At 50.7% G+C, this 14,308-nt stretch carries 14 protein-coding genes; 8 read left to right on the top strand and 6 right to left on the bottom strand.

From position 1 onward, the window contains the following. Nucleotides 1-547 precede the first annotated feature (547 nt). Entirely contained in the window at nt 548-1,024 is a 477-nt protein-coding gene (locus B5D23_RS05385) for a putative phage head morphogenesis protein (protein WP_144012554.1), read from the top strand. A gap of 62 nt (nt 1,025-1,086) precedes the next feature. Here the strand turns inward: B5D23_RS05385 and B5D23_RS05380 are convergent, their stop codons facing one another. Further along, nucleotides 1,087-1,269: a hypothetical protein gene (locus tag B5D23_RS05380; RefSeq protein WP_078684393.1), complete on the bottom strand. Its 183-nt coding sequence runs from the start codon at nt 1,267-1,269 to the stop codon at nt 1,087-1,089. 203 nt (nt 1,270-1,472) lie between these two features. Here B5D23_RS05380 and B5D23_RS05375 point away from each other — a divergent pair, with 203 nt between their 5' ends. The 4 genes from B5D23_RS05375 to B5D23_RS05360 all read left to right on the top strand — a co-directional run bounded on the left by B5D23_RS05375 (nt 1,473) and on the right by B5D23_RS05360 (nt 5,775). Then, nucleotides 1,473-3,299 carry a sensor histidine kinase gene (locus B5D23_RS05375; RefSeq protein ID WP_078684392.1) on the top strand — a complete coding sequence of 609 codons (1,827 nt, stop codon included), beginning with the start codon at nt 1,473-1,475 and terminating at the stop codon, nt 3,297-3,299. A 654-nt stretch (nt 3,300-3,953) separates the two neighbouring features. Continuing rightward, a complete protein-coding gene (locus tag B5D23_RS05370) occupies nt 3,954-4,328 on the top strand; it encodes a hypothetical protein (RefSeq protein ID WP_144012553.1) in 375 nt (124 codons plus the stop codon). A 170-nt stretch (nt 4,329-4,498) separates the two neighbouring features. Further along, nucleotides 4,499-4,921 carry a bacteriohemerythrin gene (locus B5D23_RS05365; protein ID WP_078684390.1) on the top strand — a complete coding sequence of 141 codons (423 nt, stop codon included), beginning with the start codon at nt 4,499-4,501 and terminating at the stop codon, nt 4,919-4,921. Continuing rightward, the gene (locus tag B5D23_RS05360; protein WP_078684389.1) at nt 4,918-5,775 is read left to right on the top strand and encodes a hypothetical protein; all 858 of its coding nucleotides are present in this window, start codon (nt 4,918-4,920) and stop codon (nt 5,773-5,775) included. The genes B5D23_RS05365 and B5D23_RS05360 overlap by 4 nt, the downstream gene beginning before the upstream one ends. Nucleotides 5,776-5,840: 65 nt before the next feature. On the opposite strand, the gene B5D23_RS15020 is transcribed toward B5D23_RS05360, so the two are convergent. The 3 genes from B5D23_RS15020 to B5D23_RS05350 form a co-directional block, all read right to left on the bottom strand. Further along, the gene (locus tag B5D23_RS15020; protein ID WP_159445924.1) at nt 5,841-6,002 is read right to left on the bottom strand and encodes a hypothetical protein; all 162 of its coding nucleotides are present in this window, start codon (nt 6,000-6,002) and stop codon (nt 5,841-5,843) included. Nucleotides 6,003-6,103: 101 nt separating this feature from the next. After that, a complete protein-coding gene (locus B5D23_RS05355) occupies nt 6,104-9,262 on the bottom strand; it encodes an EAL domain-containing protein (protein ID WP_078684388.1) in 3,159 nt (1,052 codons plus the stop codon). A 23-nt stretch (nt 9,263-9,285) separates the two neighbouring features. Beyond that, entirely contained in the window at nt 9,286-9,870 is a 585-nt protein-coding gene (locus B5D23_RS05350; RefSeq protein ID WP_159445923.1) for a tetratricopeptide repeat protein, read from the bottom strand. 274 nt (nt 9,871-10,144) lie between these two features. On the opposite strand from B5D23_RS05350, the gene B5D23_RS05345 reads away from it, so the two are divergent. Both B5D23_RS05345 and B5D23_RS05340 read left to right on the top strand, forming a co-directional pair. Next, nucleotides 10,145-10,363: a hypothetical protein gene (locus B5D23_RS05345; RefSeq protein WP_078684386.1), complete on the top strand. Its 219-nt coding sequence runs from the start codon at nt 10,145-10,147 to the stop codon at nt 10,361-10,363. A gap of 168 nt (nt 10,364-10,531) precedes the next feature. Continuing rightward, on the top strand, nt 10,532-12,247 hold the full coding sequence (locus tag B5D23_RS05340) for an FAD-dependent oxidoreductase (protein ID WP_078684385.1): 1,716 nt from the start codon (nt 10,532-10,534) through the stop codon (nt 12,245-12,247). A 134-nt stretch (nt 12,248-12,381) separates the two neighbouring features. Here B5D23_RS05340 and B5D23_RS05335 read toward each other — a convergent pair whose 3' ends face one another. Continuing rightward, complete coding sequence (locus B5D23_RS05335) at nt 12,382-12,777, bottom strand: FxsA family protein (protein ID WP_078684384.1); 396 nt, start codon at nt 12,775-12,777, stop codon at nt 12,382-12,384. 169 nt (nt 12,778-12,946) lie between these two features. Here B5D23_RS05335 and B5D23_RS05330 point away from each other — a divergent pair, with 169 nt between their 5' ends. After that, nucleotides 12,947-13,681: a LexA family transcriptional regulator gene (locus B5D23_RS05330; RefSeq protein WP_078684383.1), complete on the top strand. Its 735-nt coding sequence runs from the start codon at nt 12,947-12,949 to the stop codon at nt 13,679-13,681. Between the two features lie 119 nt (nt 13,682-13,800). On the opposite strand, the gene B5D23_RS05325 is transcribed toward B5D23_RS05330, so the two are convergent. Continuing rightward, entirely contained in the window at nt 13,801-14,247 is a 447-nt protein-coding gene (locus B5D23_RS05325) for a hypothetical protein (protein WP_078684382.1), read from the bottom strand. Nucleotides 14,248-14,308: the final 61 nt, after the last annotated feature.

Raw genomic sequence — 14,308 nt, 5'->3', positions numbered from 1 at the left:
GGGGCGGCGCCCCTTGCAGGGTTTGGGGCAGCGCCCCAATATAACAAAAGCCCCAAAAAAGAGGCCCCCCACCGGACGTTTTCTTCGTCAGATGGGGGGGGAGGAGATGCCTTTTCAGGTTGACTGAATACAAATAACCTAACGCTAAGGTTGGGAGTTTGTTTTCAGGTTGCCTAACAACGAACACCTTGTAAAAAGATAGAGTTGCGTCGAGGCGTGCAGATAGCTCGACGGGGTTGGATGTTACGCTGAGACAGGGTATCAACCACAAATTCGTTGTTGGAGGGGATTTTGAAGGTGAAGAGTAGTCGTAGTTTTCTACATATTCACGATAAAATCCTTATCACTTATAAGTATAATGGGGGCAGTGATTGATAAAGTCAAGGGCTTTTGCTCATTTTAAGATGCGGGTGGTGAAGGGGGCGAGAGAAGAGAGAGAAAAAACAGCGCATTGAGTTGTTGAGTACCATGGGAAAATTCTTCATCATCAGTATTTTTGGACTTTTATGTTCTTGCTTGGTGAGTAAAATCGAAGTAAAGCGGTTAGATGCATAATCCAGATTTAGTGACACCGGAAGTGGTCGAATGCCATCCGCTGATTCGGAGACTAAGTGGACAGGTCATTTGGTGTATGTTTGAGGAGTACGATGCCAATCCTGGCGACATTCAGGCTTTTCTGGACCGCTATGACAAGAGGAAAACCCGAACGCTGGAGATAATTGCTCGGGCGAAGAGTGGAGATCCGACGCTTGCGGGAATTCGGTTGGAGCTGACATTGCCTGCGAAGGCGTGTCCGATATGCCGAAGACTGAGCGGGAAGTTTATTCCAGTTTCAGACGAACGTTTTTATTCGTTCCTTCCGCCCTTTGGACTTGGATGTGCTGCACGTGCAGTTGCATTGAGCCCAGAAGAGCTGAAGGAACAGAAAGCAGAGGACAGCCTCACGGACGAGGAGCTTCCTCCGTGTGAGCTGTTGTGTGGAGACTGGATTTTCACACATCCCTGGAGTTTAGAAACGCGTTAGCGCAAGAAGTGAGAATACGACGAGAAGAAGACCCCGAAGCGAGAGCTTTGGGGTCTTTGTTTTTAGATTGCTCCGGCGGGTTTGCCTGCGAGTCCGCAGTATCCAGAGTCCTGTTCTCCTTTTCGGTCGGCGTAACGATAGCGCCACATCATGCACTCAGCGCCCTTGCAAAAGCGGAATTTGTCGTCCGAAGTTTTGAGGAACGGACAGATTTTTGTTTTTGCATCTTCTTCGGGAAGCATCATGAGAGAAAACCTCCATTCGTGTAATATTTGAAAAAAGGATAGCAAAAGAGTTTTTAGAAGTGAAAGAAAAGCTGTGAAGGGGCTGTCTTTGAGCGAAAGAGTTCGCGGAGTTCGTTGCTCTCGTGGCGAAACTCGTTTATTCTGTTCTGTGATGGAATTTATGTCGTTACATAAAGAATACACTTAACATCTCGGAGCGTCGTATGGGAAAAGATACATGTCAAAAAGGGTGCCTCCCGCCTTCATTTTGTCCTGAGAATACATGCGCACCGAGCTTTTCTGTAATTATTACGCTGGCGATATTCCTGACGCTGGCAATGACGACAGTGTATTTTTTGTTGCAGCAGGAGCAGCGGAGCAAGGTTGAGGGGGCGGCGGCTATTGTGGCGAGCCTTGCGCAAGACATCACACAAACATCTATGGTTCCAGAGGAGCTGCCACTATTGCAGCCCACCCTTGAGAGACTGCATAGAGCGAGCGGTAACGTCACGGAAATCCATATTCTGGCACCCAATAAACGCGGAAAGCTCATTTATGTTGCTTCAACAGACCAGAAAGAGCTGGGGGAGCAGGCGGAAAAGAACGAGCGAAACGTGTTTCAGACTGGAGAACGGGCAAGCTGGTCTGACGCAGATGGAAACGTCCGGCATTCCAGTATTGCTTTGCCTATTTATGGTACGGGTGCAGAACCCATTGCCGCTCTTGTTTTTAGTTCAATATCTCCAGACGTTTCATCGACTGTGCTCCTGTATATGGGAGTTACGGTCTTTTTGTTTTTTCTTGTGGTTTCTTTGTATAGCGTGCAACAGCGGCGTATCCGCCGTGAGCGACGGTTGAGAAAGTCGGGAGAAAAGGCGCTGCGGGAAAAAACACAGGAGCTGTATAAAATTATGGATCTTGCTCCGGTGTGTATCTTTGCAAAAGATAAAGACAGTCGGTTCTTGCTGGCGAACGAAACGCTGGCAGATCTGTATGGCCTGACGCACCGGGATGTGGTGGGGCGGCTCCAGTCCGAGCTTGAAGGGCCGACAGATGAACAGGTGACGCGACTTGTTGATACTGATCGCGATGTGATCCGTTCGGGGCAGCAGGAAGTCACAATGGAGCAAAATTTTCGCCGTTCAGATGGCCGGGTTATTCGACTTGAGACAACGAAGATTCCGTTTACCTTTGATGGGAGAAAAGCCGTACTCGGTGTTTCTGTAGATATAACCAAGCGGAAGAAGCTTGAGGCAGAGCTGAAAGAGCACTCCGGACAGCTTGAGCAAAAGGTTGAAGCGCGAATGATTCAGCTTCGGGAGTCGAATGAAAAGCTGCGAAAGGAAATTTTGGAACGGCAAACAATGCAGACCCGTGTTGAGCGCTCGTTGAAAGAAAAGGAAAGCCTTTTGCAGGAAATTCACCACCGGGTCATGAACAACCTGCAAGTGATTTCTGGTCTTTTGGATATGTCTCAGCGACAGGCTGAGCTGCCAGAAACAAAAAATGTGCTGCGGGATGTTGGGGCAAAGATTCAGAGTATAAGCCTTGTGCATACCCAGCTGTATAAGAGTGAGCGCTTTGATTCCATAGACTTGTCCAGCTATGTCGAGGAACTGGGGCAAAGCCTTGTGTCGCTGTATGCCATGCCACATGTCACCATTCTTTATGATTTGCAGGAGCTGCTTTTCCCTCTGGAGACGGCGAGTCCCTGTGCACTTGCACTCAATGAGCTGCTTGCCAATGCTTTGAAACATGCCTTTAGCGACCGGGCTTCTGGTGAAATACGAGTAGAACTGAAAGCCGAAGGAACGGAGGGAGAGATTCGGGTGGAAGATAACGGAAACGGGCTTCCTGAGGGCTTTTCCTTGGGAAAACATGCGAGCGTTGGCCTGAAACTTCTTGATAATATTGTCACGTATCAGCTGCGGGGAAAACTCCTGATTCAGAACCGGGAAGAAGGTGGGACGCGGGCGATTATCGTTTTTCCGTTGCCAGAAGTCATGCAGGGAAATGGAGAGAAACAGGCTGGAGAAATGAAGATTATGTAGTTGGAATAGAAGGGGAAAATCTGGGATTTTTCTGTTGATAAAAATATGATCGCGATCAGGCTGGTTCTCTGGTTGGGCCACAATCCGAGAATCTTTCGGTGAGGCAAGGAAATTTCAAAAATTTGTGAAAAAAATGCGCAAAGATGAGAGGCGTTTAAGAAATTCGTTCTGTCTGCGAGATGACGTCAGGTAGATGACATAATTTTGCACATGGGAACCTGTGAAATTTCAAGGATAGCGGGACTTTCTTGATGAAAGTTTTCACATGAACAAAATATTTTGTGAAAGAGCAAAACATCTGTGACTGAATCTGTATCTCTGTGATGATTCAGTCTTTTTTTATGCACAAGCTAGCATGACAGAGAGCAAGAAACTCTCTAAAAGCCAGTAATAGAGGGAGCTTTGTAGACTTGACAGGTTTTCGAGTTTGATTGACTGTACAATCAAAGTTTGCGCAATTTCGGGCAAACTTCAAAAAAATGAGGCAAGACCGTGCATATCTTGAATCATTTTCTTTGCGCAAGAGTTTTTATAGAGGCGCAAGACTGATATTTTTTGCACACAAAAGTAGGCGTTTCCCAGTGTGCCCTTGCGGCATGGACAGGCTGGGATGATCGAGGAACAGCCCACACGGGCAGCCGCACTTGGAGATATATGATGACACTTTTGTACGACAGGCATAGGGGACGTATTTGTTGCCGGTGGAAAGAACCCGTGACGATGCGTTTTCAGGGGAAAGACATCACAATTGAGCGCCAGAAGACTGGATCTGTGCGTGTTTCTGATCTTGGCACCTTGAGTAAGCGGGACCTGAACAGCATTAAGGGAAGCGACAGAGCTGTTGCTATCTCAATGTTTCACAAAGCCTTGCTCCGGGACGGCGTTTTTACGCGTGATTACGTCCCCTCGGTGTGCCACGTTTGTGGAACCTCTCACGATGTCCGTGCCTGCTTTGATTCTGAGTCACAGCAACTGACATGGCTGTGCCGCGTCCACGACAAGCGTCTTGGAATGCTGAAAGTTTCCTAGCACGTTTTGATAGGGCACAAAAAAAGGACACCTCATTTTGAGAGTGTCCTTTTTTTATGGCATTTGCAGGGGGCGGGGCCGCTGAACCAGAACAAACTGCTTGAAAAGCCCAGAAAGGCTCATTATGAAGGGTTGGGTGCAGAATTTTGAACTGTACCGGAGGAGAACTGATGTCTGCAAAAATATGCTGGAAGGATGAATATGGTCTTGGTGTGGAGTGTATAGACGAACAGCATCGGCAGCTGGTACATTTTATTCGCCTGATGCAGGACGCTTACGCAAAGCAGGATATTCATTTTTTGCAAAAAGCAGTGCAGGATTTTTCGTCTCTTACGGAAAAACACTTCAAAACCGAAGAACAGTATATGACGAGATATGCCTACCCTGAGCTTGAGGAGCACGTTGAGGTGCATATGGAATGCAAGCTCAAGGCTGCGGACTTTTTGTCCGACGGGCTTTTTGATGGGGATATGGATGTGTTTCGCCGTCTGCTTGCCTATGCAAGCACCTGGTTCATCACCCATATCTCAACGGCAGATGCGCGCTTTTGCGCTTTTATGAAACAGCAGATGGAGAGCGAGCCGCTGACATGATTCGAGTCTTGGAGCCGATAGCAAATATTTTCGACATATTTCATGCGTTTTGGGAGAACCTTCGCTACGAGCGGATTTTCTCAATTTTTTTGGTCCTGACTTTTTTGCTTTCGATGCTCGTTATTGAAGCGAACCGTCTTGGTTTTTTGCCGCATGGTCTGTCTCATGTGGTGCCAACCAATGTGTTTTATGCGGTCAATATTGCATTTACCCTGCTGCTTTTGCAGGAAGTGGTGCTGATGATCCTCGTGCTTCCTCAGTCTTTTTCAAAGTCTGTAGGAAAGCAGTTTGAGATTTTGTCGCTTATTTTGCTCCGTTCCTGTTTTAAGGAACTGGTCAACATTCACGAGCCGCTGCTTTTCCCGCAGGATATTACGCCGCTTTTGCGCATCCTGTCTGATGGAGCCGGAGCTGTTGCCGTGTTTATGCTGTTGGCGATTTTTGTTCGCGTCGGGCGTGTGCAGATGCGCTCCAAGGGTGAACGCCTGTATTCCTTTGTTGTCACCAAAAAAACGATTTCTGTGCTTTTGCTGGCGATTTTTGCAGGGATGGGAATATACAACCTGACGCTTGGAGCAATGGGGCAGGGGATGTTTTCCTTTTTCCCGATGTTCTACACCGTGCTGATTTTTTGTGACATCCTGCTCGTGCTGGTTTCTCAGGTCTACATGCCCTGTTACGTTGCCGTGTTTAGAAACTCCAGCCTTGCGCTGTGTACGGTGTTTATTCGCCTCGCACTTTCAGCTCCGCCTTTCTACAATGCGGCCATTGGTGTTGGCTCTGCACTGTTTGCCGTGCTGATTGTCATTGCGCATAACATACTGCTGTCAGGGCGCCCCACGGCACGGGACTAAGCCTCGGCAGAGATGAATAATGAGAAAAGAGAAAGACGCTCAGCTGTGATGCTGGGCGTCTTTTTTTATGTCGATGGGTCAGGGTCAGGGTCACGGTCAGGAAGAGAACATTCCACATGGTCTGCAGGTTCCCCTGCGGTTTCGCTGGGCGCGTCCTCGCAAAAGACGTCGTCGCAGATGGCGTCTTTCCACGCGTCAATCTGCTCCCGGTATGCCGAGGCTGGCAAAGATATTCCGCACGCCGTGCAGACTACGCGAGCCTGTGCTCAGCGTCCTTCTATGCTGGCAGGTGCTCCGCAGCACAGGCATGTGAGGGAGATGTCTGTATTCATTTTTTGTCCTGCTGGGACATGTAGTCCCGTGTCCACTCAAGGAAGGAATTTTCTGGCTGTGGCGGGGAGAAAAGATAGCCCTGAATAAGGACTGGTCCCTGCTCCCGCAGGGTGGCGAACTGCTCCTGCGTTTCAACGCCTTCGGCAACCACAGTGAGGCCAAGCTCAAGGGCCATGTGCTGGATAGTGCGGGTAATGGTTTCTTTTTTGGTGTCACCGCACATGGTGCGAATAAAGCTCTGGTCAATCTTGAGCGTATCAATGGGGAATTCGGTGAGGTAGCTCAGCGAGGAGTATCCGGTTCCAAAGTCATCAAGTGCGATACGCACGCCAAGTTCGCGAAGCTGCCGCAATGTCTGTTCCACGTCTTCGGTGTTTTGGATGAGTAGCGCCTCTGTAATTTCCAGCTCCAGATATTTGGGCGCAAGCTGGGCCTTTTCCAAAGAGGAACGAACGATATCTACAATATCACGTTCAAGGAACTGGCGGGGAGAAATGTTGACCGCCATGATGAAGTTCGGGAACCCTGCTTCGTGCATTCTGCGGCAGGCCTGACAGCCCTGACGAAGCACCCAGCTTCCTACGGGGTGAATCAGGTTGCCTTCTTCGATGATGTTCATGAAGGCACCGGGGGAGATAATTCCCCGCTTGGGATCTTCCCAGCGCAGCAGGGCTTCGGCTCCCATGATTTGCCCGGTCTGTCCGTGAACCTTTGGCTGGAAAAAGAGTCGGAATTCCTGTTCCTTGAGTGCTCGGTGCAGGGCGGCTTCCAGCTTGATTCGGTCACTGGCAATAGATGTCATTTTTGCCGAGAAAAAAGAGTAGGAGTTTGGGCCTTTTTTACGCGCATGGTGCAGGGCATTTTCTGCGTTCTGCATGAGCTGGGACGGGCCTGTTGCGTCGTCTGGGTAGATGGAGACGCCTATGCACGCACTCATAAATACTTCGGCGTTGCCGAGCCGCGTCACAGGGGCGAGCAGGTTTTGCAGCCGGGTGATGTGCTTGGTGATGTTTCGCTTTTGCGGGTCATACGGGAGCAAAATAGCAAATTCATCGCTTCCAAGGCGGGCGACTGTATGTTTGCCAGAAAAGCCCTGAGAGACTCGGCGGCTGGCAGTCTGGAGGAATTCATCGCCCGCAGCGATACCAAGGGAATCATTGATGGTTTTGAAGTTGTCCAGATCAAAGAGGAGAACCGCGACCTGCTTGTCAGAAAGCTGTGCAGTCTGGATTTCCTGCTTGAGCAGGTTCTGGAAGAGCGTGCGGTTGGGAAGTTCTGTGAGAACATCATAGTTGTTCAGTTTGCTAATCTGCCGTTCAGAGCGCTTTTCACTCGTGAGATCAGTCAGGACTCCTGTGTAGCTGACGGTATGGCCCGCTGGATCTTTGAGGGAAGAAATGCTCAGCCATGCCGGAAAAATTTCACCATCTTTGCGCCGGTTCCATATCTCGCCACTCCAGCGTCCATTCTTATGGATTTCGTCCCACATTGCGGAATAAAATGCTGCGTCATGCCGTCCACTTTTGAGGATGCAGGGCTTTTGCCCCAGCGCTTCTTCCTCTGGAATGCCAGTGAGTTCAGTAAATCGAGGGTTTGCAGAAATAATACGGTTCTCGCGATCCGTGATAATGATTGAATCATTACTTTGCTGATAGACCTGTGCTGCAAGCCTGTTGCTTTCTTCTGCGGCTTTGCGGCTCGTGATGTCCACTACGGCGATAATGTAACCAAGCCCCGGATGTTTGGGGTCAAAGAGGCGCACGGCAATATACACGTGGACGAGGGTGCCATCCTTGTGGCGAAAGCAGAGGTCGCGGGCTTCTGTGTCGTGCTGGTTGATGGAAGACTCAATGCTAAAACGGATTTCGTCGCAGTCTTTGGGATTCCAGTAGAGCTTTGAGGTGTTCATGCCCATGAGTTCTGCCGGGCTGTAGCCAAGCATGCCGGAGATTGCTTCGTTGGCCCATTCGATTTTGTGCCCTTTGGTGATGAGGAAAGCAAAGGGCGAAACCGACAAAATTGTTTCCAGCATGTGCTGGCTGGTACGAAGTTCTTCGGTTCTGTCTTCGACTGCGCGCTTGAGCTTGTAGTTGAAGAGAAGCAGGGCAATGAGAATAAGTCCAACAGCTCCGGCGACAAAGCAGGATATGCGCAGATAGGTTTTGTTCAGCGCTGTTATGATGCTTTGCTCTGGCGTAAATATGAACCTGTCGAGCCGGACTGGAGTGTCTTTGTCGAGAAAGCCCAGCCGAACATAGGTTGAATAGATTTTTTCCCAGCGGGTGCGGTTCATGGAACCAAATGAAATAAGCTCAGGCATCATGGCGGAGCGCAGGATGCGTTCCTGTCCCAGAAGCTGTTCTACAGAAATATTGGGCGTGAAATGGGCGTGTATGTATTGCGCCGCCTCAAGAGGATGGGCCATTGCGTAGTCCCAGCCCCGATAGGTTGCACGGAGAAACGCACGGGCCTCGTCTGGGTGCATGGTGACTTCTTTTCGGCTGGAAAGAATGCAGTCCCCATAAAAATCAATGCCGTAATCTTTGGGCGAGAGAATATCGAGGTGTTTTCCTTTGGCCGCGAGGTAGGGCAGTGCCCACGAGTCATAAGTTACGGCGGCATCAATCTTTTCGGAGAGCAGAGAATCAATGGCCGTGTTGTAGGGAAGAAACTGTGCTGTTTGGCTGGTGACGCCGTATTTGTGCAGAAGAGCCATCACCGGGGCACTGGCACGGGGCAGAGTCATAATTTTTTTGCCGCGTAGGTCGGCAGGGGTGTTCAGCTCAACGTGTGGACCAATGGCCAGAACTTCTGGAGAGGTCTGGAACAGCGCCGCAAGCACCACAACGTCTTTACCTTCTGCAAAGGCAAGCAGGGCGTCTGTGTCGGCAATGGCATAATCAGCCTTTTGCCGTATGAGCTGGGATACAGGGGCACGTCCTGGGGTGCCTTCTGTAAACTGGACGTCCAAACCTTCCTCAGCGTAGAAGCCCAGATTTTTGGCCATATAAAAGCCTGCAAACTGGAAGCTGTGGGCGTACTTGAGCTGGAGACGAATGAGATGCCCGGCGTATGCTGGCTGGGAGCAGAGCAGCACCGCCGTGCAGATGAGGAGAAGCACACGTGCTCGAAGTCCTGACAGAATGGATGGCATGGGTATCCTTTACTCGGGCCAGATCAGTTGTCCTGGGGGGCGAGGAGTTCCTGCTTCCGTATGTCAATGGCGTCTTCGACGTCGCTGGCGGCTACGGAGAGTTCATAGTCTTCAGCAGATTCAATAAGTGCCGTCTGGACATTCAGCTCGCGCATGATGCGGACTTCTTCGGGGTTGAAGTAGCCACGCCATGCTGCAACGGTTTTTTCCCGTTTGTCGAGCCGGGCATAGGTCAGCCCGAGGTACAGTGACGAAAAATTATCTTTTTTACGTTCACGTATGACGCGTTCAAATTCAACTTTTGCCTGAATGTATTGCCCTTCGCGGTAGAGACAGTAGCCAAGGCGTTGTCGCGCTTCTGTATGCTGCGGCAGAATGTTGAGGCACTCCCGGTAGTGGGGAATGGCCTCTGCGTACTGGGCTGCTGCATATGCAGTGTTCCCAAGAACAAAAGCGTCGCGGCCCGTCTGCGCTTCGTCACTTGATACTGAATCGGGAATTGTCTGAAAATCTTCAATGTTTTTCTCGACATTTTTCCGCATCTTGCGGAAGCCACCAAACAGAAGATCTCGCCGGGACATGCCGGATTTTTGTGACTTACTCACCATATCCTCCTCAAAAGTTGTAAGAAAGATACTCAATTGGTCTTGAAGGTCAATGCGTGAACCGTTCTGCACAAAGCTCTGGACGAATGCAAAAAAGGATTTACATTGCATGGAGGGAAGGAAAAGAAACGGCTGTAAGCCGTGGAAAAAAGCCCTTTAATCCTAGAGCCTCACTGGGTTTTGCACAAGTTCGACTTGTGGTGTTTTCAAGTGCAGTGTATGAGGCAAAGGCTCAAGTGGAACAGAAGAACGCACATCAGAAAAATGGAGCTGAACCATGCAGTATATCATTCCTGCCCTCCTCGTCCTTTTGGGTATTGTGAATCTGAATCTTATCCGCGTTGGCCTTGAATGTGGCGAAATCCAGTCCCGGTTTCTCCACATCCGCAAGGAATCGTCCCCGATAGGATTCTGGTGTGCTCTTGTTTTTCAGGTTGTTATTTCTGCCTTGTGTTTTGCTGTTGCGCTTGTGCGTTTTGCGTATCCTGAGCTGTAAGCGGTGATGGATACCCCTCGAAACGTTATAGTTTTTGCCCTTATTTCATATTGGATTATTGGATTGTAAATCAATATGGATGCCAAAAGGGTGTCCCCATGCATTCAGACTCGATGACAAGAAGTCTGTCCTGAAGACCTTTTATGGTCTGCCCTCAAAGGAGAAGTCATGGCTAAAAAAATCGTTATCATTGGCGGCGTTGCTCTTGGTCCCAAGGCTGCTTGCCGTGCGCGTCGGCTCGACCCCGATGCAGAGATTACCCTGATCGATAAAGATACACTCATCTCTTACGGTGGCTGTGGCATCCCGTATTTTGTGAGTGGCGATATCGCCAATCCGGAAGATTTGTATTCCACAGTCTTCCACGCCAAGCGCGACCCTGAATTCTTTGATGTATACAAACGCGTCAAGGTCATGACGGGTACCGAAGCGCTGGACATTGACCGCAAGGCAAAGACCGTTCGCCTGCGTGATCTGAACACTGGCGAAGAATCCGAAATTTCATATGACGTGCTGGTGCTTGGCACTGGCGCAAGCCCCTTTGTCCCGCCTGTCGAAGGCTTTGACCTGCCGGGTGTGAAGTGCGTGGCAAACATGCACCAGGCCATCGACATCAAGTCTCAGATCGCCAGCGGTGAAGTTGGTTCTGCTGTTGTCGTTGGTGGCGGTGCCATTGGTCTGGAAATGACCGAGGCCATGTCTGCGCTGTGGGGCGTTGAGACGACTCTTGTTGAAATGTGCGATCAGGTCCTGCCGCAGGCAATGGGACCTGAGTTCACCCGCATGATTGAGAATCACCTCGAAGAGAACGAGGTCAAGGTCATGACCAGCACTCGCGTGCTGCGCATCCTTGGTGACGAGGACGGTGTGACTGGCGTTTTGACTGACAAGGGTGAAATCCCTTGTGACATGGTGATCTTTGGTGCTGGTGTGCGCCCCAATAATGCTCTCGCCAAGAAAGCTGGCCTTGCCATTGGCCAGTTTGGCGGAATTGTTGTTGATGCCCGTATGTGCACCTCTGACCGCAATATTTATGCTGGTGGCGACTGCGTTGAGATTCGGAACCAGATCACTGGTGCACCGACGTATCTTCCTCTTGGCTCCCTTGCCAACCGTGAAGGCCGCGTCATTGGCACCAACATCGCTGGTGGCAATGAGCGCTTTGATGGCGCAACGGGTACGTTCTGCCTCAAGGCATTTGATCTGAGCGTTGCGACGTCTGGTCTGACTCTGGAACAGGCCAAGGCTGCTGGCTTTGACGCTGTGGAAGGACTTTCTGCTCAGGCTGACCGTGCTCACTTTTATCCCGGCCACGACTGGCTGTTCATTAAGCTGATTGCTGACCGGACCACCCGCCGCGTGCTTGGCATTGAAGCCCTTGGTTCTGCTGGTGATGCTGTGAAAGCCCGTGTGGACGCTGTTGCAGCTCTGCTGCCTTTCCATGTTGATCTTGATGCCATTTCCAATCTGGAAGTGGGCTATGCACCGCCTTTTGCTTCGGCAATGGACGTTGTGAATGCCGCAGCAAATGCACTCAAGAACATCATTGATGGCCTGAGCAATCCGGTCGAGCCTCGCGATTTCCTCGCTGAGGTGCTGCCAGATGAGTCTCGCCTGATTCTTGATGTGCGTTCAGCAAAGCAGGCCGTTCCCATGCAGGAAATCTATGGTAAGCGCTGGCTGAATATCCCTCAGGACGAGCTGCCCGTCCGCTATGACGAGCTGCCTCGTGACAAGGAACTTTATGTGCTGTGCAACACCGGCCTTCGTTCCTACGAAAGTCAGGTGCTTTTGCGTGCCAAGGGCTTTACCAATCTGAAGAACATTCAGGGTGGTTTCCTTGTGGCCCGCAAGCTTGACCCAAGCTTTGGGACCAAGAAATAGTCACAGTATGCCAGAGTATGGCATGAGCGCGTTTTGAATTCGGCTGTTGCCCAGAGATGGGCGAGAGTGTGGATGGTGGACGTAATTACGACAAAAAAAGAGCGCCTCCGGCATGTTTGCTGGAGGCGCTTTTCTTATCTGTGATGAATGATGGTCACGTTACCCTGCATGACCCATTGCTGAAACTTGTGATGGAGCACGTGTTTGAGTTTGGCCCGAACCGGTGGAATAAGCAGAAGCATGCCCGTGATGTCGGTAACAAAGCCCGGCGTCAGGAGCACAATACCGGCGACCAGAATGAGCAGGCCGTCAATGAGCTGGCCTGTTGGGGGAATACCCATATTCATGTTTTCGCGGATGCGCAGAAGAACAGAGGTCCCCTGCTGGCGGGCAAGCCATGCACCGGCAAAGCCAGAAAGCAGGACAAGGGCGATGGTCGCCTCTGCCCCAAGCCATGATCCGACCTTCATAAGAAAATAAATTTCGATGAGCGGAATGATGGCAAATGCAGCAAAAAGTTTAAAAAGCATTTTTTATCCTGTGGTAGAGCAAGGTTAAGCGTTATGTGCAGCCTCTCAACTCTGTATAGGCTCTGTGGAGAAATGTGAATTTTTATCGTCTTGCTTGACTGATGTCCAGCAGAGAAGTACAAAATTGCTGCTCAATATTGTACAACGGTCAGTTATTGGGAGATATGTAATGCCACGACATTCGAATTCTGAGCAGATACTTTCTGGGCAGGAGCTGCATCCGGGTTTTGGTGCAGCGCAGATTATTGGTCGCATGATAGACGCTCTGAAAGTGGGAACTCAGAGCGGGCTGGCCCGCGAACTTGGCGTGAGCCGAGGGGCCATTTCTGATGCCAAGGCCAAGAACAAGGTTCCTTCGGACTGGATGCTCAAGCTGTTTCGAGCCTATTCACTCAATCCGTTTTGGCTTGAGACTGGGCGCGGGGCAATGTTCTTGCGCGAGGACGAAGTCCGCGAAGATTTGCAGGTCACGGATGCCGTGCAGCAGGACGGGTATGAGTATATCCCGCTTGTGGAGGCAAGGCTTGCTGGTGGCGGAGGAAGCAGCGAAACCAGCGACAAGGTTGTGGGCTATTATGCCTTTCGTCGTTCATGGCTTCGTGGCCGGGGTGCTCTGGAGAGCATGCGCCTTATGCGGGTCACGGGCGAGAGCATGGAGCCAACGCTTCAGGACGAGGATGTCGTCCTCGTTGATCTGGCACAGCACGATATCCTTGTGGGAAAGATTTATGCTGTACGCATGGATGACGAGATCGTCGTCAAGCGTCTTGAGCGCAAGCCCGGCAAGCTGGTTTTGGTGAGCGACAACAGAAAATATTACGAACCACTCGATGTCCCGGTAGGCGACCAGACAAATGTGGAAGTTTTGGGTCGCGTGCTTTGGGTCGGACGGGAACTCATGTAGTTGAGTATGAGAACAGGACGCTTTTCAGAAAAGGCGGGTTCAGCGCGTGTGTGCTGCTCCCGCCTTTTTTACGAAAGGAAGGACCTCGCGACGAAATGAAAAGCGGTTCTGGGGCAAGACTACTGCGTGCAGGCCGCTGAGGAGCGGAACTGAACAGGGCAGCCCGGTCCACAACAACTGAAGGCACCGTCAGCCAGCGATGCCTGCCGGAGCAGTTCAACACCAAGGCAGCTTGCAGGCTCGCTGCATCCGACCTTGAGGTAGTCCATAAGACCTTGTGCGGAGGAGAATACGACCGCAGAGTGCAGGGCGGTGTGTCCGCAGTTTGTCACCGTGCAGGACGTGGAAAGAACATAGTGGTCAAAGCTTGTCTTATACAGTGAAACGTCCGTCCAGGACTCCTTGAATCCATACAGCTCCCGTTCATCAACCTTGGCGAGCTGTTCCCCCGTGATTACCAGTTCTGATTTGCCACTTCTGGGCAACGAATACATTTGCATAGCCATCCCCTTCGTTGTGTTTTCAGAACAGTCATTCCCGTAGCGGTCATGCGTACCGCTTGGCATGGGTAATACTCCAAGCATAAAGCAGAAAAGGGATGAAAAGTAAAGTCTAAACGATAATTTT

Origin of the sequence: Desulfobaculum bizertense DSM 18034, assembly GCF_900167065.1 — a bacterium.
Lineage (GTDB): Bacteria > Desulfobacterota > Desulfovibrionia > Desulfovibrionales > Desulfovibrionaceae > Desulfobaculum > Desulfobaculum bizertense.
Note: the sequence above shows the minus strand (reverse complement) of the source record. Positions and strands in the feature narration are given on the sequence as shown.